The following is a 22,004-nucleotide window of genomic DNA, read 5'->3' as shown; positions in this document are numbered from 1 at the left end:
AGGAAGCCAGGCGGCTGCCTTCACCCACGATCACCGCGCACAGGCCCCGGTCATGGGCAGTCCCGGGCAGGACCACCCCAACGAAGGAACGTCAGGCCACCGAAACCGCCCCGCAGTGCTATAGAGGCGGAACCACGCCCTGACACCGCCCCTTCCGGACAAGAAGAAGCCGCGCTGGAGGCGGCGCGCCCGCACTGAGTGGTGGGGTCGGCCATGCGCAGCAGGTCGATAGCGACCGCGCAAACCCGTGCGGGACACTGCTCTCGGATATCCAGGTGTGGGCCCCTGCCATCGCCCCGGCCTCCAGCTTCGACACCCGCCGGACCCCGACCCCAAGCCCCTGGCCTTCAGCCGCCGCCTCCGGACGGTCTTCTCCCGCGCTGATCGCACGCGCCGACCGCGGCTGCGCCCGCTTCCTCGCTCCCAACACCCGGCCGCCCCCTAGGACGGCAACCAGGGCGAAGACAAGAAGGCGGAAGGAGGAGGCTGCCAAGCTTCTTCAGGGGTGCGCCTTGGCCGGAGCGGTCGGCCTGGTCCTGGCCACGGCGCAGAAGCTGTGGGGAGCAAACGACTGTGGATGCCGCAAGAGCTGAGGTTCTAGGGCGCCGCGAGGCGGACAAGCCCGTGCCCAAGGCCAGCCTCCTGACAGGACTTGGGACGTCACCGAAACTGGCCCCTCTCACCCTGCGAAGACCCGCTCTCGACCTTCCTTTCATAGCCGGTAGCTTCCCAGTGCGTCACCGACGAGGACTGGCGTCGTGGACCGCTACCGCCTGACCCTGATGATCGGACCACATCGGATCATGGCTGGCTGGTGGCCCGACCCGGTCCCGGGCGGACCGTGGACCGCAGTCCCCGCACATCCGCTCACCAGGCTCCGTGGTGGGCGACCCCCAGGACGAGGGAGGCGACGGCCAGTGCCAGGAAGAAGCCGGCCAGGCCGTAGCCGTGGTCACGGGCGCGCAGATGGACACCTATGGCACCGAGGAAGAACAGCGTCAGCCCTACGGCAGCGGCTGTGCCGATCAACGGGACGGCGAAGCCGACGAGGAGCCCGGCGGCCCCCGCCGCCTTGAGCACGCCGAGCCGGAACAGCGAGGAGGTGGGCACACCGGCCTTCTCCATGTTGACGAGGATCGGTTCGTAGCGGCGGAAGTCGAGCACCGCGGACACGGTGTTGAGAGCGGCGGCCAGGGCGGTGACCACGACGTAGGAGATGAACAGCATGATGAGTTCCCGTTCTCGTTCTCGGGTTGCCGGTGCGGTGTCGGGTGGTGCGGCAGGGCCTCGGGGTGCTCAGCCGAGGCCGGCGGGCGGCAGCTTGTCGGGGTTGGCGATGTTGTAGATGTCGCTGACCTGTTCGCCGTCCGGGGTCAGGTCGAGGACCATCACGGCGAAGGGGGCGTCGCCGCTGAACAAGACCGCGGCGGGGTCCCCGTTGACCTGTCGGTAGGCGATCTCCAGGCCGTCGCGGTGGGACGCGCGGGAGATCAGCAGCCGGGCGACGTTGTCGCGGCCGTGCACCGGGCGCGGGCCCGCGATCCCGGACTTGCCGCCGCCGTCGGCCCAGAGGGTGACGTCGGGGGCGAGCAGCTGCATGAGGGCGGCCATGTCCCCGCCGAACACGGCGTCCAGGAAGTGCTCGGTGGCCTGCCGGTGCAGCAGCGGATCGGGGCGGTAGCGGGGCCGGCGGGCCTGCACGTGGTCGCGGGCGCGGTGGGCCAGCTGGCGCACCGCGGCAGGGCTGCGGCCCAGGATCTCCGCCGTCTCCGTGTGTGCGTAGCCGAAGACCTCGTGCAGGACGAAGACGGCACGCTCCAGCGGGGTCAGCGTCTCCAGGACGACGAGCATCGCCATCGACACGGACTCGGAGCGCTCCGCCCGGTCGGCGGTCTCGTCCTCGGTGGGCGGCGGGCTGTCGGTGGTCGAGACGAGCGGCTCGGGCAGCCACGTACCGACGTACGTCTCACGGCGGCGGTTGATGGCCGCCTGCCGGGAGAGGGCCTTGTTCACGGCGATCCGTACGAGGTAGGCGCGCGGGCTCTCGATCGGCTCCGCGCCGGGCGCCTCGTTCCGGGCCGTCCAGGAGAGCCAGGTCTCCTGGAGGATGTCCTCGGTGTCGGCGACGCTGCCGAGCATGTTGTAGACGAGCGAGAACAGCAGCTCGCGGTGGTCGACGAACACCTCGGTGGCGGTGCCGGAGCCCGTTCCGGGGCTGGGGCCAGGTTCGGTGCCGGGGTCGGACATCAGGTGCCTCCTGTCGCGGATGCACCCTGAGACTGCTGCCGGGGCGCGAGTGTGACATCCGGACCTGGGCCTGCACGGTGGGCGGGCCTTGGGCACCGGCACCAGGGCACGCAAACGAAGACCCTATCCACCCAGACGGTCCGCACGCCTCTGGAGGCAGCGGGCCTCGGGGGGTGCTCAGGGTGCCGGCGGCTGCCGCGTGGTATGCGGCAGCCGGCGGTCCGTTCCAGCCGGTGGTGTCCCGGCAGCCGGTCCGCGAGCGCGTCGACCTCGGATAGCCCGGCCCGCGGCCCGTGCACCATCGCGACGGCGACGGCGACGGCGACGGCCCGGCCCAGTTCGGCCGTCGGCTCGCGGGCGAGACGCACCAGGACGTCGTACAGCGCGAGGACTTGCGGCCAGTCGGTGGCGCGGCGGCATCGCCGCGACCCGGATCACCCTGATCGACGAAGCGGAGGACGGGCAGGTAATCCAGTCCTGGCCAGGCGAGAACCACTGACGCCACCGCCCGCAACGGCTGGTCACGGAAGGCCGAGCTCGGTGTCTGGTCGGCACAGCTTGCACGCCGGCCCGGAATCCGCATCAAGGAGCGGCCGCACCTCACCTGCCCCCACCGGCTTCACCCGGGGACCAGCGGGCCGGCAGTACCCCTGATGAATGGACGACGATGCGGCGCCCCTGACCGATTCCCTGCTCCACCACCCAGTCCGGCGGCGGAGGCGGAGGGAGCCGTGCGGCCCCATCGGCCAGACGCCGCTCCTCGGCCTCCCGCCAACCACGAGCACGGTCCAGATCCTGCTTGCGCACCCGCTCCAGAAACCGGAGCTGCTCCAGCCTCGACGTCGATGATGCTTCGGACGCCTGTTCGGGTCTACGCGGTGTGCGTCCCGTCTTGAGCGATCTGGTCCGAAGTTGCGGCTGTGGCCTGCGGCGGCCCGAACGTTTCGTGACCGCCGAAATCGTTGCGACCTTGATCCGAGAACAGTTCCCTCAGGGGAGCGGCAAGGCGATCCGACCCGTGTCGTCGACCGGGACGGTCCACGCCATCTTCCGCATCGGGAACGATCTCTCTGCACGTTTCCCACTGCGTCTGGCCGATGCTGCCGAGGCGCTGGCGGTTCTGGAAGGGGAGGCCCAGGCGAGCGCGGAACTGGCACAGGCGTCTCGGTTCTCCGCCCGGAACCCGTCGCCTTGGGAAAGCTTGGAGCGGGTTACCCCATGCCGTGGTCGGTCCAGACATGGCTGTCCGGAACCGTTGCCTTCGACGCCGACCCGAGCGGGTCGGACGCTTTCACCGAGGACCTTGCGACCTTCATCGCAGCCCTGCGGGACGCCGAGACACGGGGGCGGCTTTTCAACGGCGAGGGTCGTGGCGGCGTTCTCGCGCAGCACGACGATTGGATGGCCAAGTGCTTCGAGGAGAGCAAGGGGCTGCTTGACGGGCCCCGGCTGCGCCAGTTGTGGCGCCATTTTCGGGAGTTACCGCGCACGGCTGCCGACGTGATGAGCCATGGTGACTTGATTCCCGGCAATGTTCTGGTCGCGGGAGACCGACTCAGCGGCGTGCTCGACACCGGCGGCTTCGGTCCGGCCGACCCGCCCTGGATCTGGTCAGTGCCTGGCACCTGTTGCAGCCAGGGATCGTGGACGACGACTTGCGGGCACTGATCGAGCCGCTGCTGCCTCCGTGGCCGGAGTGGTCACAGGGGCCGCGGCCGGTGTCGGACCGGCTCTGTCTGCAGTGCATCCTGTTCCTCTACAACGGCGTTGAGGCAGCGCAGCAGTTGGCCGCAGCCAGGAACCGAACTGCTGCAGGCGCACGTCTCCCGGACCATGATCTCAAGCGAGCGCCAAGAGCACGCGATTTCCACCAGGCTTGTCTCGCCGTCGGCAGTGAGTGTGGATCCGTCGAAGACCAACGACTACAACAGCTTCGCCGAGGCGTACACGGCCGCAAACGAAACCAACCTGGTCAATGCCTACTACGAGCGGCCCGCGATGCTGACCCTCGCTGGAGACGTGGCCGGCCGGCGGATTCTCGACGCCGGCTGCGGCTCGGGGGCCTTGTTTGCCGCGCTGCGCGACCGTGGCGCCATCGTCAGTGGCTTCGACACGAGTGCCGGGATGCTGGAGCTTGCTCGGCAGCGGCTCGGCGACGGTGCGGACCTGCAGGTGGCGGACCTGGGCAGCCCGCTTCCTTACGCTGATGACACGTTCGACGATGTAGCGGCGTCCCTGGTGCTGCACTACCTGGAGGACTGGGGGCCGGCGCTGGCCGAGATGCGACGCATACTCAGGCCCGGCGGTCGGTTGATCGCGTCTGTCGACCATCCCTTTGCCATCAACCTCGTACACCGCGAGGCCGGCCGCGAGGCCGAGTGCAACTACTTCGACACCACCAAATGGACCGTAGAGTGGACCGTGGGCGGCCAGACCGCCCTGGTGAGCAGATGGAACAGGCCGCTGCACGCGATGATCGAGGCTTTCATCGGGGCCGGTTTCCGGATAACGGTCATCAGCGAGCCGGATCCTGATCCCGCCGCCCGCGAGATGTTCCCCGAGGCCATCGCGGCCGAGCCGCGCTTCCTTTGCTTCCTGTTCTTCGTCCTGCAGGCCGAGTAGCCACCAGAACGACCTGACCGCTGGGAAGCGGTCAGCTGTTCCTGCCGTCGGCCGCTTTCTCGTCGGTGCTCGGGTCACTCAGCGGGCGCAGCCCGGCCGCCGGCGTGCGGGTGAAGGCGTGACCAAGATGGTCAACGGCAGCAAGCCGACACGTCGGTGCTCGCGCTACACCTGCTCCAGTCCAGCTCCGTGCCGGGAGTAGCCGACCGCTCGACCCGGTCCTGGCCGGCGAAGGCGAATCCGACGACGCTCGCGCCATGGGTGGGCCGCCCGGTCACCCACGACGCCGAACTGTCATCAGTACGCCACTGCCGTGCGCCTGGGGACGGCGGAGGCTGAGCAGGTCCGCCTGTACCGCCAGGAGGACACCCCGAACGCGGGCAACCCCGCCGGGCCGATCAACGAGATTCGGCCGGGCAGCACGGAGGGGTCAGGCCGCGTTGACCAGCTTCATGTACTTCGTCCAGTCCCAGTTCGGACCCGGATCCGTGTGGTCCGTGCCCGGAACCTCGACGTGGCCGATGATGTGCGTACGGGTCTTCGGGATGCTGTAGCGGTCGCAGACGGCCGCGGTCAGCTTCGCCGACTGCCGGTACATCACGTCGGTGAACCACTGCGGCTGGTCGACCCAGCCTTCGTGCTCGATGCCGATGGAGCGCGTGTTGTAGTCCCAGTTGCCGGCGTGCCAGGCGATGTCCTTCTCCCGTACGAACTGCCCGATGTAGCCGTCCCCGGAGGCGACCATGTAGTGCGCGGACACCTGGCGGGTCGGATCCTCGAAGATCCGCATCGCGTCCTGGAAGGTCTCCTGGGTGACATGGATGACCACGTAGTTCAGGGGGTAGCTGCTCGGGCGGCTGGAGACCGTGTAGTTGGAGGTGCTCGCCGGTATCCAGTGCGTCACGGGATACGGAGCTGCGGCGGCGGCACGTCCGACGGCCAGGGGCCCCAGCGCGGCAGCAGCGGCGGTGACGGCGGCGCCCTGCAGCAGGCGTCGGCGCGAGGGTCTGGGGGCGTGGGGGCTGGGCTGATCCATGAGAGGCTCCCTTGGGGAGAGAAGTGGGGCGCTCAAGCGCAAGCCGTGTCCATGACAATTGCGCGCTTCATGATGAGCCCCCCTCCACACCCCTGCCAAGACCTTCTGGGACATGCCAAAGGGCCGACCAAAGGCGGTACGCACCAGGGGACGCCGGTGGAGGTGAGGAACCAGGTCAGCGTCGTCTCGCAGAGCCCGCACCAGGACGATTCGGCGTGGGTGCTGTTGACGACCGCGGTGACCAGGCGGGTCACCGCGCGTTCCAGATGCCAGCTTCGGTCCTCGGCGTCCGCGTCGGGATGCGGTGCAAGCTGCTCGAACCGCTCGGCCATGTCCTCCAGCCAGTCACGCCACTCCAGGAGGCAGGCCACGACGCGTTCGGCGGTCTCATGTGCGTCTGTGACCGAGTGTGACTCTCGCAGCACCAGGCTTCGACGGGTCCACCGTTGTGGACCGAGCGGTCCCAACCGCAGGCCCACCGGCCGTAACGGGACACCAGGAGCACGGTGCGTTGTCCATGAACCGATAGCCCGCCACTCGGTCGGGATCAGCCGCCCGGTCGGCTTCGGAGGGAACCATCGGGACGACAAGCGCCGTCAGCCGTGCCGCCTCATCATCGTCCCAGTCGAAAATGTTCCGGCTGGGATCAGCGGCGGTCCAAGGCAGCGACCAGACTCGTTCGATGTGGATGGACGTGGCGTACCCCCGAAGTCAGACATGACGGAACAACTAACCAGCTCAAGGCCGTATTGGCCGAGTGCCCCGAGCTCAATGCACTCGTCGGTCACGTGCGGTTTTTCGCCCGGATGCTCACCGAGCGCCAAGGCGAACGGCTCCCGCAGTGGCTCGACGCCGTCCGCCAGGACGACCTGCCCAGTCTCCATAGCCTCGCCGCCGGCATCGACCGAGACCGCGCCGCTGTCATCGCCGGCCTCACCCTGCCCTGGAGTTCCGGTGTTGTTGAAGGACACGTCAACCGAATCAAGATGCTCAAGCGCCAGATGTTCGGCCGGGCCGGCTTCGATCTCCTCCGCAAGCGTGTCCTGCTCTACACATAGGGCCACGTCCCGAGTCGCCAGAGGTGATGGCAGACGAGGCTCAGGGCGCCATGTGTCGGACAAGCTCCCGCGACTTCTGCTGCAGTTCGGCTGTCCACTGCTTTGCATGGGGGTCCGAAGCCGTCTTGAGATAGTGGCTCTCGGCGCGCTTGGCCCCCTGCCAGCTCACCTCGATGCTCGCTATCTCAGCCAAGGCCAGCACCGTGGCAACGAACCCTTCGGACATGGTGGCCATGACGGCGTGCCTGGTTTTGCTATGCCAGGCGAGCAGGGCATCGACGAACGCTGCGAATGCGACGGGGTCAATCTGACACTCGTCAGCTTCCATGGGGCCGATGCCGGATGACAGCCCCACTTCGGCTTGATAGACGGTGACCTGGCTCATGAACAGCCGCGACGTCCCGTTGGATGGGGTCCACAGGGTTCGGTCGCCCAAGTCGTAGTACTGGCTCACGTCAGCCTCTCACCGCTGGTCATACGAGGTCGACATTACGTTCAGTCAGCCCTCCACGGAAAGTGAGCCAGAACCCCTGGAAATCAACGAAGCCAAGGCGCGCGCTGTCCCGCAGGTCGAGGGCGTACTCCGTGACGTCCGGGGTGTTGCCGGGTCTGGTCGCGAAGGTGGCTGCCCTCGTGTGTCCCGCGGCTGCCGCCTGGCGGACTGTTCTGGAATCCGCTGCGGAGAGCTGGTGGGTGCAGGGCCGGATTATCGACCCCGCCACCGGGTTCGACACTCGGATGAGCCCCGAGGCCGAGCGGACCGGCCGAGTCGGCTGACGCCTGCGCGGGAAGGCCGCTTCCTCGCGGGGCCGGGGCCATCAGCCCTCCGCAGTCGCGATGGCCGGCGCAGCGTTGTGGGTCAGTTGCTGCGGGTTCTGATCCTTCCCCGGCCGCGGGAAGGATCAGGACGGTTCACCCCATGGCTTTCTCTCAGTAGGCGAAGAGGCTCTTGCGCGCCCGCTGCTCGGTCTCCATCGCCGCGATCGCGTCACGGCAGGCATTGGTGAACTTCCAGAAGTCCGCGTTGGTGGTGGCCGCACGATTGGTCGCACCGGAGAAGTTCCCGAACAGGCTTTGACGGAGTTCGGTGGTGATCTCCAGCTGGCCGCCGCCTTCGCCCGTCAGAGTGCGGTTGCAGATGTTCTCCGGCAGGTCGCCGTTGATGTCGTCCGGGTCGCCCTTGAGTACCTGGAAGCCCGCACCGCTCAGTTTCGCGGACAGCAACTGGCGGAAACGGGTGTTGACACCGCCGACCACGACCGCTTCGGGCCGGCCCGTGGGCGCGCCGGCCTGAGTCGCCGTGCAGCCGTGCAGGCTGAGGACGTTGGCGCTGCCCGCGGCCATGGACCGGGCGACCGGGTCGTCACAGTGCGACGCGGTGACGTGCAGCTCGCCGTTGTTGGAAGTGCGCATGCCCTCGAGCATCCAGTAGTCGTGCACCGGGGCGCCCGCCGTGACGGGGGCGAGGGTGTCGGGCCGGTAACCCGCTATGCCCAGGCAGAGTTCGGACGTGCCCATTTCGATTCCGCCGCCGTGGATGGCCAGCACACTGGTCAGACGGGGAAGCGGGGTGGTGGCCTTGTCGTTGTCGAAGGCCTCGTGCCGCTTGAACCGGCGGGCGAAGTCCTGGCCCTCGACCGCCTTCGTGTACAGGTCCGAGTTCGAGGTGTACGTGTCACCGCCGGCAGCGGCGGCCGAAGTCGCGGCAAGGCCGGTCAGGAGCGGGCCGCCCGCAGCTGCGGCCACGAGGGTGGCGAGGATGGTCCTGCGACTGGCGTGGGACTGGGACATCGTTGTTCCTTAAGTGCTGTGCGGGCCGGCCCGCGGATGCGTACGACGCATGCCACACGATGGCGCGAACAGGAGCTGGACCCCCCGTCCGATGGGCGGAACTTTAGCGACTGATGTGCGAAGGCGGGAGGCGAGCGTAGGGCTCGCGGCTCACCTGAGAGTTACGGGCCGGAGGGACCCCGGTCGCTGACCGGGCCGTAGGCTCGGCGCATGAAGATCACTGTGCGGACGGCGGCAGAGACGGACTGCCTGCGCTGCTGGCCCTGTACAGGGAACTGAAACCGGACGATGCCCCGTTGGCCCAGGAGATCCCACAGGCCGTGTGGGAGGAGATCTCGCGGCAACGTCGACGCACGGTTCCGGCTGCCGACGCCGGCGACGCACCTGTCGGCACGGCGGACTGCTTGGTCATGCCGAACCTCACCAGGGCGGAAGACCAGCTCGAAGAAGCCCAGCGCATCAACGCCGAACACCACCGCACCACTAATCACTGAACCCGCTGGCCTCCAACACCACCGCTGACAGCCCGCCCGCCGATATCAGCCGGCCGGGGCCCTTCCTTCATGACGGCAGGTCAGGCTACCCGCCGCACCGAATTGAGCACCGGGCACTCACCACGCGCTGGCTGCTCCGCCAACCATCGCCAGTGCCCAGCGCGGCAGCTGTGCGCCGGCACGGTCGATCACCGCTGCGCCGTCCTCGCGGGCGGGCGGTCTTGCTACCAGGCGGATGGAACGAGCGAGTCATCGTGCAGGGGGATCTGGACACGGATGCGTTTGCCGACTGGTTCGCGGTGGATGGCGAAGCTCGTGCAGAGCATGAGGACCAGTTCGAGCCCGTGCTGGCCGACCCGGGTGGGGTCGGCGGGAGAGGCGGCGGGCAGGACGGGGCCGGAGTCCCATATGACGATGTCCAGCAGCGCACCGTCGGATTCGAGGTCGAGCAGGCAAGGGCCGGGGGCGTACCTGCAGACGTTCGTGGCCAGCTCACTCACGACCAGCTGCGCGATCTCCACCGCGCGAGCAGAGACGGTCATTCCGTGCTGTGACTGGGCGACGTCCAGAAACCTTCTGACGAAGGCACGGGCGTGGGCGATCTCGCCGGATGTCATCTCGTAGCCGGTACTGTCCCGCACGGTGCCTGGTGCAGCCGCCTCTCGTTGTGGCAGCCCGGTCATCGTCAATTGCTCCATGGACCAAATCCCCCGTCAGCACTCATCGCGGCCCGCTCGCCGCACTGGAACCCCTCCCGCCTACCCAGCCCCACGACTTTCAGACGGGGCCGAAATCCTGGGTTCGGGTCAGGCGGCGACGCGGCGCCGACAGTGACGTAACTGCGCAGGAGGGCGCCGGCTCCCACACCCCGGCAGAGGCATGTGACGGTGTGGAGGCGCCGGCGATACGCAGCTCGGTGCGCTGGTAAGTGGCGGGGACGAGCCGTAACCACCTGCCTCGCTGACCTTCTGCCACCTGCTAGCCGCCGTCGTCGAGCTGTGCGGGTAGCTGGAGCTCCCAGCTACCCCGTGCGGGCGCTTCAGGGGTGCGGTCATCCCAGAAGGCTGCGCGGTCAGCGCCGGCCGCCGCCGATGCGGCGGTCGTCGGCCAATCCGGTGAGCGGGCCGAACTCGCGGGCAAGCTGGTTCCACGTGAGAACCTCGCCACAGCGGGCCGGGAACTCCTTCGGGTTGAACTCGGGCATGGTCCAGGTGCCAGTGCCCCGGTCCCGCAGCCACAGGTCCCCGTCACCGTCGACCACCGTCGGCGGGACCGGTACGGGCTCGGCCTGATCGGTGGGCTCCCAGGTGACCCGGCCCGGGTGGGAGACGCGGCGCAGCTCGGTGGTGGCCAGCCGCGCGGCCAAGTCACGGGTGGACTCTTCGGCGTCCTTGACCGACGCGAGTCGAAACGCGTCGTCAAGTACGGGCAGGGCTGGATTCTTGCTGCGCTTTGAACTCATACGCTGACTACCTCCGGTGGGGGATGACACTTCCGTTATGGCACCCCGTAGTGGAACACGGTATCCGAGGCGGGAGCCGGGCCGACTACGACCACTGCCCAGGTGGAGGCGCCGGCACACCGGACGGTGGGGCTGGGCCGTTCCTTCGGATCATCTGATCGTTGGCTGAGCTGTGTCGTTGACTGACGCCCAGTGGGCACGCATTGAGCCGTTGCTGCCGGACAGGACGCCGAAGCGGGGTGGACGGTGGCGGGATCACCGGCAGGTGATCGACGCGATCGCGTTCGAGTACCGCACCGGGACGCCGTGGATGGGCCTGTCCGAGCGCTTCGGCTCGTGGAAGGGCGCCCATAACCGGCTACGAGAGTGGGCCCCTGATGGGACCTGGGAGAAGGTCTTCACCGCTCTGCTCGCTCGGGCCGACGCCGAAGGTGATCTTGACACCACAAAGGCATCTGACGCACCGGTGAAGGTTGCGGCGGACGTGGACTTCCCCGAGCCGTGTGACCTGCCGAGCAAAGCCAGCGTGAGGGACTTCAACCTCCAGCTGCCAGGAACCGACAGGAACTACAACACCTCTCGCCACGAGGAATGCATCTGGAACGGCGCAGGAGTCGACCTCTTTGGCATTGGCCATACGACCAACTCCTACAAGAAGGGCCAGATCGCGACCGTAGTCCCGGCACCTCCACGAGGAGCGCGACGATCAACGACGCCGGGATCTGTGTGGTCAGCTGGCCGGCCTACTACGGGTCCGCCTTTGCCTACGCCGATGTCGACCCCTCCGAGGAGGAGGACCCGTGTGACGCCGGCCAGGCATGGGCGTCCTCGATGTACTTCAGCATGCCGAGTTGACGCGTCGCCCAGACGTACCGGCTCCGGGGCAGCAAGGCATTCTCGGGAACGGAGAGACGGCCACGTACGAGCAGACGTGGGACAGGCTGACGACTCTGAGATACCCCGGAGCACGGTCCACCGCATGCCGAACTTCCCGGGCAGGCCGTACCGCGATCAGACGCAGCGGGCCGACGATGAGGCACGGGAGGCGATGGAGGTCGGCCTGTGCCGGACCGGGGACGCACCGACCGGGGTGACGGTGGAGAACCAGCAGTCCATCTGCATCATGGACGCGGCGGTCCGGCTCGGCGTGGGCGATGCGACCGGTCCAGTACGTCCGGTTCGGCGAGGCGCATTCGTGCACGCAGGATTCGTTCGTGTCCGGCGTCCACCATCCTCAAGTCCTGCGGCCGCGATCAGCCTTTTCCAGCAGCGAAGTTGTGCGTCAGGCCGACGCGGACCGGACCCGCGTCGGCCTGGCCGGCGGCCGTCCCGCGACTGAGTTGCCGGGTGCACGGAACGGCGCGATGCTGGTGGCACAGGCCATTTCGAGAATCTCGCAATGCGCGATCGAAGGCCCGGTCCGTCGCAGGGACTGCGCACCGCGCCGGCGACCCGACCGCACCCGTTGCGGATCTCTTCCGGTGGGTCATCACCGACACCCAAAAAGGGGTGTGCGCCATGATCGACGCCCGAACCCATGTCGTCGCCCTGTCGCAGCAGCTCGACGCCCTCGCGACCGCCCCCGTCGACCCCGCACTCGACGCGGCCCGCAACCAGCTCGTGGACGACTGCGCCGACCACCCCGCACACGCGAGACTCGGTGCCCTGCTCGACCACGTCCTCGCTCACGCCGCATCCGACGGCACGGAGGCCGGCCTGCTTGAGGAAGCGGCGAAGATGTGGACGGACGGCCTCGCCCTCTACGCCGAGATCGGCAGAATCCGCGGCGAGATCGAGACGGCCCTGTCCGACCCGTCGAGCCCGGGAGCCGCGTCGAGGTTCTGCGAGGCCACCCTGAGCCTCCGCCGCGCCACGAGCGACGCGAAGGACACGTTCCTCCGGATGGACGGTCTCGGCAAACGCCTGCGGACCATGGCCCACATCCCGCGCCACCCGCGCCAGCAGAACGAACCCGTGTCCCAGTGGGGATGGGGAGACGTCTTCCTCGCACGCAGGACCGACGCGCTCGTACGTACCGCGTTCGGTGAAGCCGGTACGGCGGAGACACGCGCCCTGGCCTTCGGCATCCTGTCCGGCTACTCGGCGAACGCCGTCGGCTCGGTCTACCTCACCCAGGTCGTCGGCGGACCGCGTCGCTCCCACCGGCTCCGGGACCGCATAGCCCGTAACGCCGTCGGATCGTGGTGCGGCGAACGGTATCCGGACGTACGGAGCTGCCGCGGGATCGCGGACTCCCTGCGCTTCGACAACGCACCGGAGGCGACCCTGCCGGGCGAGACGGCCGACTTCCTCACGAGGATGCTGGAGGAGACGTACGACTTGTCGAAGCTGAGCCCGGTGCCGGATCCGGCCCTGGGCTACGGGCGCCTGATCAGGCAGCTGGAACTCCTCGACACCTTCGTCCAGCCGCCCGCACCGGCCCTGCCACCCGCCTCGTTCGTCACGAAGTTCTTCGCTGATCCCGCGCACCCGCCGCAGGCGGCCGTCACCCCGGAAACGGCCACACCTCCGTACGCCCACGGGCCCGGAGTGAAACCGACCAGCTACCACGGGTACGGCGGCGGGCAGGTGGGGCCGCCGACGGCGACGGACAGCACCGCCGACAGCGAGAGCGCCTGCGGCAGCTTCTGCCTGGCCGTGCTGGCGTTCCTCTGCTTCGCCGTGCTGCTCGGAGGCCCGTGCTGGGAGGAGTGGGGCGAAGAGAAGAGCTGCACGTTCTGGGACAAGCACGTGGCGGAGAACTGGCGGAACGCGTTCACCGTCGACCTCAGCCAGGCCGAGAAGGACGCGCTGGCCTCGCAGAGCCAGCCCCTCACCGGCAGCGGCTTCGCGGCGGCCGCCCGAGTCCCCCAACTCGACCAGCTGGTATCCCAGTTGTTCGACCTGCACGTACGCCTGTGGGAGGCCCTGGGCAAGGCGGGCGCCTTCCTGTCCGGCTGCGGCCTTATCTACCCGGACGGGCGGCTGGGCTTCCCGCTCCACCGCCAGTTCCTCGCCGTACCGAACGACACCATGCAGCCGCACCGACCCGAGACGGACGACGTCCGCACGTTCTACCGGTATCCGCGGACCGAGATGGAGAACCCGGTCGACTACACCAAGACCGTTCCCGTGGGAGCCGACCCGGGCATCGTCCTCACGGCCACCGGCCCCGACTGCGTACGCAGGTGGGAGGACGTCGCCCTGGGCACACCCGGCGACAGGAACCTCGACCTCGACGCGGACCGGGGCACGGCCCACCCGTGCTGGTCCACCCGCGGCTCGATCGACGACGACCCGGTGGGCGTCGACATCCTCGCCTACCAGGACCTGTGAGGACCCAGCCATGGACACCGATCGAGGCCGGAAGCAACAGCCGCACGAGGGGGGCAACGACCGGCCCTACCTCTACATCCACAGCTACCCGCCGCCCGACCTGCCCGACGTGGGGGAGGACCACGGCGACCGCCCCGTACCCAACAGCGTCTGCTGGTATCTCTGCTCGGGAATCCAGCCGCTGACGGCGTTCCAGCCCGGACAGGACCTGACCGCGCAGGTGGCCATCGGCAACTGGCAGGGCGGAAACAGTCCCTCGATGGCGTACGTCGGCCTGTGGTGGTCCAAGCCGGTGAGCGGACCCGTCATCCCCGACCCGTCGAAGTTCATGGGATTCTCGCCGGTCGCGGTGCCCCCGCACGGCGGCCGGGCCGAGACCACACCCCTCACCGCGCGGATCCCGGCGAGCTCGGGCAACCACATCTGCCTCCTGGCCAAGGTCTGGCACCCACTGGACAACGTGGCCGCCGGAGGCCTCGCGGACCCCGTCAACGACAGGCACTGGGCCCAGCACAACCTGGCCGTCCTGCCGGCCGCCCCCGCCGCGCCGGAGCCCTTCGCGTTCCTCGCGACGAACCCGACGGACGACGAAGTCACGTACCAGATCGGGGTCCGCCCGATGCCCCGGGAACTGTGGGGCAACATCCCCAACGACGAGCGCCTGCGCCCGGTCGAGGCCTCGGCCTGGCTGTCCCTGAAGGACACCACCACCGGGGGAGAGGCTCAGGGGCAGAACGAACTGACCCACACACTCACGCTGAGCCCGATGGAGCAGCGCGACATGGAACTGCTGCTCGTCGTCACCGACGAGGTGGGCAGCGAGGCCTTCGCACCCTTCCAGATCGCCCAGTACCGCAATGAGCGGCCGGTTGGCGGCATAGCCGTGATCGTACGAGGCAGCTGAGCGCCCGGAGCAGCGGGACGGACCAACGACCGGTCCCCACACAGCGCGTCACGCCGGCTCCGCCGGCCTCCTCGACCGGGCAACGGCCAGGACACCGACCTGCTGTCCCTGGGCGCGGCGGTGGAGCACCGGCTGGACGGCCGGCGTCCGCCGCGGTACCTGCCCACGGTTCGGTGCCCCCCAAGAGGGGCCGGCCGACGTAGCGGCGGACTTCGTACTGGTCCAGGCCGCATTCGTTCTTCGCCCGCTGGAAGCACTTCTCGATCTTCCAGCGGCACCGGCAACCTGAACGAGATCGGCGACGGTGGCGTCCAAGGGTGCGGATGCGAGGAAGTGGGCGAGCTCGTCGGGCTTGGTGATGCTGCGGCGGGCAAGCATCCAACGTTGCCGGGTGGGCTCGTCACCGTCGAACTCCCAGACCGCCGGCAGACGGGCGGCAGCCCAGTCGTAGAATCGCGGTCCTTTGGCGCCGTCGCTGCAGGAGAGCCGCTGCCACGCCTCGGCGGGAGCTTGGCCAATGAGGTATTCGATGCGGGGGCCGTGCACCTGCTGGGACTTGGGCACGGCCACGACGTAGGAGAGGCCGGCGTCTTCCAGGAAGCGTCGGAAGCGGGAGTCCTGTCGTAGGCGGCATCGGCCGCTACCCAGGCGACGGGCAGCGGGCCGGCCTGCGCGCGCAGGACCATGGTGCGGGCTAGCTCGTTCTTGGTCGCGAACGGGCGGTTATCGGGGATGCGGGCCGTGCGGCAGCGTTCCGGGTCGTCGGTCCAGGACTTGGGGAGATAGAGCTCGCGATCGACGAGAGCGTGGCCGCGGGTGGTGGCGTAGGCGGCGAATACGCCGATCTGGCAGTTCTCGGTGCGGCCGGCGGTTCCGGAGTACTGCCGTTGCACCCCGGCGGAGGTGGGGCCCTTCTTGACGAAGCCGATGTCATCAACGATCAGGATGCCGTCGTCGGTGCCGAGGTGATCGGCGACGTATCCCTGCAGGTCGTCGCGTATCCCGTCGGCCTCCCAGCGGCTCTTCGCAAAGAGATGCTGCAGCCCGTCGGGCGTGGGGTGCCCAGCGAACTCGGCCAGTTGCCAGGAGTTCTTGCGCCCCACGGGCCCGAGCAGTCCTCGTACGTAGTCCCGCATCCGGCGTCTGGGCTCGACGCGGGAGAAGCGGTGTCCGATCCGCAAGAAGAGTTCTTCCAGGTCTTGTTCCCACTCGGAGGCAGGTACGTCATCGATCACGTGCGATGGCTGTCCCCGTCGCTGTCACTACACACGGCGTGGTCATTCGTTCGCGGGACAGGGCCGGGCGCCCCCGCCCCTCACCAGGCACCATCCAGCTAAAATCCCCACGCTCAAGCCGTTGACCAGGACATACACCGAAGTCCGGCTGGAGTGCTAGAGGCGGGTCAGGCCGCCCTGCCGACCATGCCGTTGCGGAGGTCTTCCCCGCCGACGCGGGGGTGTCCGACGGCTGGCGGCGAGAGGGGGTGGTCGGCGCGTCCAGGCACCCGTCGGGTCACCAGTTGGATGAAGCGGCGCGCCCGGAAATCTGAGATCTGACTTGCTGGTTCCTCTGGCCGTACGTGTCGAAGGACGGGATCGGCGACGCGTGCAATCGCGCGCAGCGTATCCCCGTGGTGCGCTCCGCACACTGGCTGCGGGTACGGCGTATTGCGCCGCATGGCCAGCATGGAGGGTACCGCCGGTTCGGCTGGGCCGGGTCCCTGGTTCTTTGGCCCTTGCATCACGCGGGCAGCGTGCTCACCGAGGACGCCCCCTGGCCTACGGACAGCCAGGATCACAGAACCCACGGCCGCGTGCGCCAACCTCGCCATCGGCGCACAACTGGACGGTTGACGATTTTTACTGCGAGACCCTGGGTTTCACGGTTCTCTCACATAATCGCTTCGGCCAGTGCGATAATCGCCTGGGGGTGCACGGTGGCTTGAGGGTACTCCTCTAGTCGTGGCGCAGAGAATTCGAGATTCAATCCGTCGGGGGGCAGGATGAACGACCGACTGAAGAACAGCCCGGATGCCGAGAACGAAGTCCACGGATTGACGTCATTTGAGGACGACGGCCAGTGCGTTATTACTCCTGTGATCAGTCTTGATGAGGAGACGGCACAGGGAGTGGTTGAGGCCCTGTCGAATCTCGTTCAGGATGGGCACAGAAAAGCAGCCAACAGCACCCCGGATGTAGACGGAATAGTACGAGCTCAGCATTTTGAGGAGGGTGACGTCCTCATGTTGACTCCGCCGAATGACGGTTTTGCAGCCGACCGGTATTTGATGGATTTCTACGACGTCGGCACGAAAGACCTGTGCTCAAGGATGCACTTGCACACCGGAATGCGCTACGTAAGGATCATGACGGGGAAGTGTACGCGGGTGCGCATATCTACATTGACCGAACCGAAGATATTGACGAAGGCTACCGGAGAGAAGGTTGTGCTCGCCACTTTCGTCGATGAGATTACAGACGAGGAAGGGAGGGCGAGGGTAAGATTCAATGCGGTGGTGCCACCCTGCGCTTGGGTAGACATGCAAATTCCGCGAGGGACGTCACATCAATTCAATGCAATCGGCAAGAATGCGGTCATAGACACCGTGCACCCCGAGGAGTCGATTGAACTCTTCCGTGAGCAGGTCAAGAGGATAAACATGATGGCACAGACGATATTCCTTGAGGCGGAGCAGGAGTCCGGAGATTCCTGCGTTTTGCTTTCGACTGAATCTCCGGTCCCCGATGGGCTCAGTTGTCGATGAATCTGGTGAAGTTTTCGTCCCCCTGGCCGCGGGCCAATGCTGAATTGAGGTCCTCGTGCAAGAGGTCTAGGTGCGAGGCCTGTATGCCGGAGGATGACTTCAGAATATTGAAGGCGTACTCGATGTCCTTTGCGGCGAGTTCGAGGCGGAAGTGTGCCGTATGGTCGTGTGAGGCGATCGCGGTGCCAAAGCGATCCAGCATCGCAGAGGCCGAACTCGCGTGGCGTAGGCTTTCGACTATGCGGTCTCGGGGAAGGTCGAGGGCCTGGGCCAGCTTGAGGCCCTCGCCTATGGCTGCGACATTTAATACATGAATTACCTGATTCACTAATTTGGCGGAGAAGCCGGCTCCCACCCGACCCATCCAGAACTGCTTCTGGGAAAGGGAAAGGATCGCCTGTTTGCACGGCTCGCTGATAGACGATCTTTCGCCTCCGATCCACATCGTGAGATTTCCGTTCCTGCCGTGGGCGGTCGACCCGGAAACAGGGCAGTCAATGTAGTCGGCGCCACGCGCCTTCGCGGAGGCCAGAAGTCGCGACGCTTGTTCGGGATCGCCAGTAGAGAAATCCAGCACCTCGACCCCAGTCCTCAACGGGAAGTCGTCCATCGCTTGAGCCACGTCCGTGGACCGAGGCAAGCAAAAGCCGTGGAGATCGACTTTGCCGCCGCTCCACCAACGTGCCCCGGCTTCTACGAGCGCAGCTGCGGTGTCCGTGCCGTGTCCGGACTGTGGAAGGTGAACAGTGAAGCCCTTCTCCATCAACCGGGACACCATCGGCGAACCAAACCTACCGGTACCGAACCACAGAATGCTATACATGTTGGATTCCTTGGTCTCTCAGATCGGCTGGGTCCATATCGTATCGCCACCACGAGACTGTTGGCACAAGAAGGGAAGAATATGAGCGATTCAAGACCTGTCAGGTCGGATGTCGGTCAGGCGGCCCTGACTACGCACTTGATGGGGCGGGTCGTCGCAGTTCGCCGAATGAAGCAGAGCACGTTCTTCGACGTGCGTGACGCGCTGCAGGACCGTCAATGTCTCGCAGGCACTGCAGAATATGATCGATTTGGCATAGGTGTTGGAGATGTTGTTGAAATAGAAGGGAAGCTTGGCAGGTCTGGCACCGGTGACGCGGTCGTTGAGGTTGCCACATTGACCTGTTTAGCCAAGCCATTCGAGCAAGAGTCGCTGACTATGGACTTCCGTGCAGGAGCGCTTCGTAGGACGGGACGCTCTGTAAGGCGGGACCGTGCTAGGGAGCTGCTCGTCGATTCGGAGTTGCGCGCGCGCCTTGCAGTTCGGATCCGCGTCATGAGGTCGATCCGTGAGTCGTTGCTGACTTTCGGGTTTGATGAGGTTGATGTCCCGGTGATCGTTACTGCACCATTCGCTGGCACCGCCAACCTCTTCAGGTTGGATTCTGCCGATCTCGGTTCAGTTGATCTCTATCTGCGTGGCTCGCTCGAGAGCCATCTGAAACAGCTCATGGTGGCCGGGTTTGAAAATGTGTACTGCATGGGGCCATCGTTCCGTAACGAGTCGGCAGAGCTTCACGAGTTTCTTATGGTTGAGGGGATGACGTCCCGATTCTCTCATCATGAGCTGATCGAAATCGTGGAAAAGATTGTGCAGGACGCCGTACTGAGCGTTCGAGGCTTCACAGCGGTGCCGGATAGTCAGGTTGAGGCCCTGGCCATGCCATGGCGCCATGAGAGCTTCTCTTCGATCACGGGCGTGGTCACGCGGGAGAAAGCCGCAGTCAAGCGCGCGTATGGCGAGCTGTGCGGTCCCATTTCCAGCGGATTCAGATCGCCGGTGTTTATTGGTGAGTTTCCTGCAGCTCTATCTCCGTTGGCTAAACGGGATGAATCGACGTCGGGCGATGCAATGAGAGGATTTATGTTCTTCTCTGGATTCAGGATCTGCGAGGTCGTTCAAGAGCAAGTGGATGCAGAGGAGCAACGCGCCGTATTCGAGTGTCAGAGGACCACGATGAGGGAGGGCCGTGATCCGCAGGGTGACTCTTGGAGCTACGACGGTTCATTGCTCGAAGCGCTGAAGCTCGGCTGCCCGCCGCTGTCGGGATTTGGCCTGCACGTTAATCGCCTGGTGGCCGCCATCACGGGTGTAAGCCGCGTGAGCGACGTAGTTCCGTTTCCATTGGCCTCGGGTCCAATAGCCCGCTAAGAGGTCCTAACAGAAGCCGTTGATCATGTGACTGTCGGCTTGGATGCTTGTTGGGTCATCCGTGGCAAAAAGAAACTCCCGGCCGTGAATCGTCTCGGATGAACTGTGGGTGCTCATCGAGCTGTTGTTGCCGGTCCCGGTGCCGAACCTGGTGGCAGGCAGGCCGCGAGTGCCCGACCGGCGGGCTCTGTGCGGGATCCTGTTCGTGCTGCACACCGGCATTCCCAGCAGCCGGGCCGCAATCCGCGGACCGGGTCGGCCAGCCCCTTGGTCGGTGCGCTGAGCCCGCTGCAGGGCCCGGACGGTCAGCGACAGCAGCGCCTCCTGGTGCGACCCGGCTTCACCATCGTCTGCCCCTATCTGCGCGGTTACGGCCGCTCCCGCGGTCCGGCGCCCGCCCCTGCTCATGTCCCGCACTCCAAGCGCGCCCTGGCCGAAGCCATGGCCGCAGTCATGCGGCGCTTGGACACCAGCGCTTCGGGTTCGTCGGTCACGACCGCGGGGGCTGCCGTGGCGCTCCGGCTGGTGCTGGACCACCCGTCGCGGTGACCCGGGTGGCGTTCCTGGAGGGCCTGCCTCTGAGTGAGCACCTGGTCCGCGCCAACGCCTCCATTTCAGGACGTCTCGCGTCGGACGCCTGGGCGGTGTCCGATGGATCGTTCCCGGCTCTTGATAGCTCAGTGATTCGTGCACTCCGGGGTTGTGGCAGGGGGTCGGTCGCGTCGTCTGAAGGGTCGGTCATGATGGTGCCGAGTAACAGCAACTGCGACGAAGGCGGCATGACATGGCTTATGGCTACATCGGTTCGATGAAGACTCAGCCGGGCAAGCGCGACGACGTGGTTGCGATCCTGCTCTCGGGAGCCGATAGTCTCCGCGAGCTTGGCTGCAGAAGCTACGTGGTGGGTCTGGCCGACGATGACCTGGACACGATCGTGGTCACGGAGGTCTGGGATTCGAAGGACCACCACGACGCATCCCTGCGGTTGCCCGAGGCCAAGCAAGCGATCGCTGCTGCCATGCCCATGCTCACCGGCGAGTTCACCAGTCGTGAACTGGTCATCGTCGGCGGCCTCGGTGCTGGTGACTGACGCATCATGTTTCGAGCCGGAGGAAGATGGCTGCGACGTGGAGTGCGGCCTGATAGTTCGTGGCGAGTTTGTCGGTGCGCATGGCAATGCCGCGCCAATGTTTGAGCCGGTTGATGCAGCGTTCGCCAGAGTTGCGGAGGCGGTAAGCACTACGGTCGAGGGCGACCGGGCGGCCGCTGCGCCGGCCGCGGCGCTTCCGGTTGGCTTGCTGGTCACCAGGTTCGGGAATGACCGGGCGGATTCCGCGCCTGCGCAGGTGGCGCGGATCGCTCGAGCTGAGTAGGCGCGGTCGGCGAGCACGGTGTCGGGACGGACACGAGGCCGACCGACCGGGCGCGGGACACAGATAGCGGCCATGACACGCTCGAACTGCGGTGCGTCACCTGCTTGTCCAGCGGCGACTACAAAGGTGATTGGGCGGCATCGGGCGTCGGTGACCAGGTGGAGATTCGTGCTCAGTCCGCCGCGAGATCGGCCGGGAGCGTGGTCGTCCGGCTCCCCGGCCGGAGCCCCCTTCTTCGCGGCATCGGCGGCGTACTGGTGGACGCGGACCTGGTGGGTGCGGACGACCGTGGAATCGACGCCCGCAAGCCAGTCCAGATCGCCATCCGCGTCCGCGCGGGCCTGCAAAGCGACGAAGGCGCGGTATCAGGTGCCATCGCGGGCCCAATGGGTGAACCGGTCAACACCGTCTGCCAGGAAACATTCGTCAGGCAAGTCACGCCAGGCGAGGTTGTTGCGGTATTTGAACGCCACCGCGTCGATCACCCGCGGTGATCCGTCTACCGCCGGCCCCGACGAGGTGTCCGGTCCGGTAGTAGTGGCTCGATCAGTCTCCACTGGCCATCACTCAGGCGCCCACGAACACCCACGCCACGCAAAGGCGACCATCTGATCCATCAGACACGGCCTGGTTGCTCAGCCTCGCGGGCGTTCAGGCCGACCTTGTTGTCAGCTGCTCCTGTGCTCGAACACCCCGGCCCCCGTGAAGGAGAGGCATGGAGCC

The 22,004-nt window shown here is 66.7% G+C and carries 19 protein-coding genes and 5 pseudogenes; 12 read left to right on the top strand and 12 right to left on the bottom strand.

Annotated elements, in window-relative coordinates:
• Positions 1 to 867: 867 nt before the first annotated feature.
• The 3 genes from OG408_RS00560 to OG408_RS40100 form a co-directional block, all read right to left on the bottom strand.
• Positions 868 to 1,227: a DoxX family protein gene (locus tag OG408_RS00560; RefSeq protein ID WP_326667329.1), complete on the bottom strand. Its 360-nt coding sequence runs from the start codon at positions 1,225 to 1,227 to the stop codon at positions 868 to 870.
• A 69-nt stretch (positions 1,228 to 1,296) separates the two neighbouring features.
• A complete protein-coding gene (gene sigJ / locus OG408_RS00555) occupies positions 1,297 to 2,247 on the bottom strand; it encodes an RNA polymerase sigma factor SigJ (protein ID WP_326667327.1) in 951 nt (316 codons plus the stop codon).
• A gap of 521 nt (positions 2,248 to 2,768) precedes the next feature.
• Positions 2,769 to 2,990 carry a DUF6233 domain-containing protein gene (locus OG408_RS40100; RefSeq protein WP_442805988.1) on the bottom strand — a complete coding sequence of 74 codons (222 nt, stop codon included), beginning with the start codon at positions 2,988 to 2,990 and terminating at the stop codon, positions 2,769 to 2,771.
• Between the two features lie 182 nt (positions 2,991 to 3,172).
• Between OG408_RS40100 and OG408_RS00545 the strand changes: the two are divergent.
• A pseudogene (locus OG408_RS00545) lies at positions 3,173 to 3,887 on the top strand (phosphotransferase); the annotation flags it as partial.
• A gap of 193 nt (positions 3,888 to 4,080) precedes the next feature.
• Positions 4,081 to 4,869, top strand: coding sequence for a class I SAM-dependent methyltransferase (locus tag OG408_RS00540; protein WP_326674434.1), 789 nt, complete (start codon positions 4,081 to 4,083; stop codon positions 4,867 to 4,869).
• 430 nt (positions 4,870 to 5,299) lie between these two features.
• On the opposite strand, the gene OG408_RS00535 is transcribed toward OG408_RS00540, so the two are convergent.
• Both OG408_RS00535 and OG408_RS00530 read right to left on the bottom strand, forming a co-directional pair.
• Positions 5,300 to 5,905 (bottom strand): N-acetylmuramoyl-L-alanine amidase, encoded by a 606-nt coding sequence (locus OG408_RS00535; protein WP_285573132.1) that lies wholly within the window; start codon positions 5,903 to 5,905, stop codon positions 5,300 to 5,302.
• Between the two features lie 32 nt (positions 5,906 to 5,937).
• Positions 5,938 to 6,237 (bottom strand): hypothetical protein, encoded by a 300-nt coding sequence (locus OG408_RS00530; protein ID WP_285573129.1) that lies wholly within the window; start codon positions 6,235 to 6,237, stop codon positions 5,938 to 5,940.
• A gap of 354 nt (positions 6,238 to 6,591) precedes the next feature.
• Between OG408_RS00530 and OG408_RS00525 the strand changes: the two are divergent.
• Positions 6,592 to 6,963: pseudogene (locus tag OG408_RS00525) on the top strand (ISL3 family transposase); the annotation flags it as partial.
• Between the two features lie 40 nt (positions 6,964 to 7,003).
• On the opposite strand, the gene OG408_RS00520 reads toward OG408_RS00525, so the two are convergent.
• Together OG408_RS00520 and OG408_RS00515 are read right to left on the bottom strand one after the other, a co-directional pair.
• Positions 7,004 to 7,417 carry a DUF6086 family protein gene (locus tag OG408_RS00520; RefSeq protein ID WP_326667323.1) on the bottom strand — a complete coding sequence of 138 codons (414 nt, stop codon included), beginning with the start codon at positions 7,415 to 7,417 and terminating at the stop codon, positions 7,004 to 7,006.
• Between the two features lie 476 nt (positions 7,418 to 7,893).
• Entirely contained in the window at positions 7,894 to 8,754 is an 861-nt protein-coding gene (locus OG408_RS00515) for a poly-gamma-glutamate hydrolase family protein (RefSeq protein WP_285574619.1), read from the bottom strand.
• Between the two features lie 296 nt (positions 8,755 to 9,050).
• Here OG408_RS00515 and OG408_RS00510 point away from each other — a divergent pair, with 296 nt between their 5' ends.
• The gene (locus OG408_RS00510; protein ID WP_285574616.1) at positions 9,051 to 9,248 is read left to right on the top strand and encodes a hypothetical protein; all 198 of its coding nucleotides are present in this window, start codon (positions 9,051 to 9,053) and stop codon (positions 9,246 to 9,248) included.
• Between the two features lie 224 nt (positions 9,249 to 9,472).
• On the opposite strand, the gene OG408_RS00505 is transcribed toward OG408_RS00510, so the two are convergent.
• Both OG408_RS00505 and OG408_RS00500 read right to left on the bottom strand, forming a co-directional pair.
• Positions 9,473 to 9,946 carry an ATP-binding protein gene (locus OG408_RS00505; protein ID WP_285574613.1) on the bottom strand — a complete coding sequence of 158 codons (474 nt, stop codon included), beginning with the start codon at positions 9,944 to 9,946 and terminating at the stop codon, positions 9,473 to 9,475.
• Positions 9,947 to 10,320: 374 nt separating this feature from the next.
• A complete protein-coding gene (locus OG408_RS00500) occupies positions 10,321 to 10,710 on the bottom strand; it encodes a hypothetical protein (protein WP_285574611.1) in 390 nt (129 codons plus the stop codon).
• Between the two features lie 172 nt (positions 10,711 to 10,882).
• On the opposite strand from OG408_RS00500, the gene OG408_RS40095 reads away from it, so the two are divergent.
• From OG408_RS40095 to OG408_RS00490, 3 genes are all read left to right on the top strand, one after another.
• Positions 10,883 to 12,049: a transposase gene (locus tag OG408_RS40095; RefSeq protein ID WP_353051499.1), complete on the top strand. Its 1,167-nt coding sequence runs from the start codon at positions 10,883 to 10,885 to the stop codon at positions 12,047 to 12,049.
• A gap of 179 nt (positions 12,050 to 12,228) precedes the next feature.
• Positions 12,229 to 14,046: a hypothetical protein gene (locus OG408_RS00495; protein WP_285574608.1), complete on the top strand. Its 1,818-nt coding sequence runs from the start codon at positions 12,229 to 12,231 to the stop codon at positions 14,044 to 14,046.
• 10 nt (positions 14,047 to 14,056) lie between these two features.
• The gene (locus OG408_RS00490; RefSeq protein WP_285574606.1) at positions 14,057 to 14,950 is read left to right on the top strand and encodes a hypothetical protein; all 894 of its coding nucleotides are present in this window, start codon (positions 14,057 to 14,059) and stop codon (positions 14,948 to 14,950) included.
• A 193-nt stretch (positions 14,951 to 15,143) separates the two neighbouring features.
• Here OG408_RS00490 and OG408_RS40090 read toward each other — a convergent pair.
• Positions 15,144 to 16,185: pseudogene (locus OG408_RS40090) on the bottom strand (IS701 family transposase); the annotation flags it as partial.
• 767 nt (positions 16,186 to 16,952) lie between these two features.
• Between OG408_RS40090 and OG408_RS00480 the strand changes: the two are divergent.
• A complete protein-coding gene (locus OG408_RS00480) occupies positions 16,953 to 17,714 on the top strand; it encodes a hypothetical protein (RefSeq protein WP_285571812.1) in 762 nt (253 codons plus the stop codon).
• Here OG408_RS00480 and OG408_RS00475 read toward each other — a convergent pair.
• Positions 17,701 to 18,537, bottom strand: a complete 837-nt coding sequence (locus tag OG408_RS00475; protein WP_285571815.1) for an NAD(P)-dependent oxidoreductase — start codon at positions 18,535 to 18,537, stop codon at positions 17,701 to 17,703. The genes OG408_RS00480 and OG408_RS00475 overlap by 14 nt on opposite strands.
• 168 nt (positions 18,538 to 18,705) lie before the next feature.
• Here OG408_RS00475 and OG408_RS00470 point away from each other — a divergent pair, with 168 nt between their 5' ends.
• The 4 genes and pseudogenes from OG408_RS00470 to OG408_RS00455 all read left to right on the top strand — a co-directional run bounded on the left by OG408_RS00470 (position 18,706) and on the right by OG408_RS00455 (position 20,998).
• The gene (locus tag OG408_RS00470; protein WP_285571818.1) at positions 18,706 to 19,908 is read left to right on the top strand and encodes an amino acid--tRNA ligase-related protein; all 1,203 of its coding nucleotides are present in this window, start codon (positions 18,706 to 18,708) and stop codon (positions 19,906 to 19,908) included.
• Positions 19,909 to 19,996: 88 nt separating this feature from the next.
• A pseudogene (locus tag OG408_RS00465) lies at positions 19,997 to 20,134 on the top strand (transposase); the annotation flags it as partial.
• 101 nt (positions 20,135 to 20,235) lie between these two features.
• Positions 20,236 to 20,457, top strand: a complete 222-nt coding sequence (locus OG408_RS00460) for an alpha/beta fold hydrolase (RefSeq protein ID WP_326667316.1) — start codon at positions 20,236 to 20,238, stop codon at positions 20,455 to 20,457.
• Positions 20,458 to 20,692: 235 nt separating this feature from the next.
• Positions 20,693 to 20,998 (top strand): putative quinol monooxygenase, encoded by a 306-nt coding sequence (locus OG408_RS00455; RefSeq protein ID WP_285571825.1) that lies wholly within the window; start codon positions 20,693 to 20,695, stop codon positions 20,996 to 20,998.
• A gap of 4 nt (positions 20,999 to 21,002) precedes the next feature.
• Here the strand turns inward: OG408_RS00455 and OG408_RS00450 are convergent.
• Positions 21,003 to 21,870: pseudogene (locus OG408_RS00450) on the bottom strand (IS5 family transposase).
• Positions 21,871 to 22,004: the final 134 nt, after the last annotated feature.

Source organism: Streptomyces sp. NBC_01257 (assembly GCF_035917255.1).
GTDB lineage: Bacteria > Actinomycetota > Actinomycetes > Streptomycetales > Streptomycetaceae > Streptomyces.
The sequence above is the reverse complement of the archived record's forward strand: the minus strand, read 5'-3'. Positions and strand labels throughout refer to the sequence as shown.

Coding starts and splice junctions, on each gene's coding strand:
- OG408_RS00490 (WP_285574606.1), top strand. CDS start 14,057: ATGGACACCGATCGAGGCCGGAAGCAACAGCCGCACGAGGGGGGCAAC.
- OG408_RS00560 (WP_326667329.1), bottom strand. CDS start 1,227: ATGCTGTTCATCTCCTACGTCGTGGTCACCGCCCTGGCCGCCGCTCTC.
- OG408_RS00505 (WP_285574613.1), bottom strand. CDS start 9,946: ATGGAGCAATTGACGATGACCGGGCTGCCACAACGAGAGGCGGCTGCA.
- OG408_RS00495 (WP_285574608.1), top strand. CDS start 12,229: ATGATCGACGCCCGAACCCATGTCGTCGCCCTGTCGCAGCAGCTCGAC.
- sigJ (WP_326667327.1), bottom strand. CDS start 2,247: ATGTCCGACCCCGGCACCGAACCTGGCCCCAGCCCCGGAACGGGCTCC.
- OG408_RS00530 (WP_285573129.1), bottom strand. CDS start 6,237: ATGGCCGAGCGGTTCGAGCAGCTTGCACCGCATCCCGACGCGGACGCC.
- OG408_RS00500 (WP_285574611.1), bottom strand. CDS start 10,710: ATGAGTTCAAAGCGCAGCAAGAATCCAGCCCTGCCCGTACTTGACGAC.
- OG408_RS40100 (WP_442805988.1), bottom strand. CDS start 2,990: ATGGGGCCGCACGGCTCCCTCCGCCTCCGCCGCCGGACTGGGTGGTGG.
- OG408_RS00540 (WP_326674434.1), top strand. CDS start 4,081: ATGATCTCAAGCGAGCGCCAAGAGCACGCGATTTCCACCAGGCTTGTC.
- OG408_RS00475 (WP_285571815.1), bottom strand. CDS start 18,537: ATGTATAGCATTCTGTGGTTCGGTACCGGTAGGTTTGGTTCGCCGATG.
- OG408_RS00455 (WP_285571825.1), top strand. CDS start 20,693: ATGGCTTATGGCTACATCGGTTCGATGAAGACTCAGCCGGGCAAGCGC.
- OG408_RS00480 (WP_285571812.1), top strand. CDS start 16,953: ATGAACGACCGACTGAAGAACAGCCCGGATGCCGAGAACGAAGTCCAC.
- OG408_RS00535 (WP_285573132.1), bottom strand. CDS start 5,905: ATGGATCAGCCCAGCCCCCACGCCCCCAGACCCTCGCGCCGACGCCTG.
- OG408_RS00470 (WP_285571818.1), top strand. CDS start 18,706: ATGAAGCAGAGCACGTTCTTCGACGTGCGTGACGCGCTGCAGGACCGT.
- OG408_RS00515 (WP_285574619.1), bottom strand. CDS start 8,754: ATGTCCCAGTCCCACGCCAGTCGCAGGACCATCCTCGCCACCCTCGTG.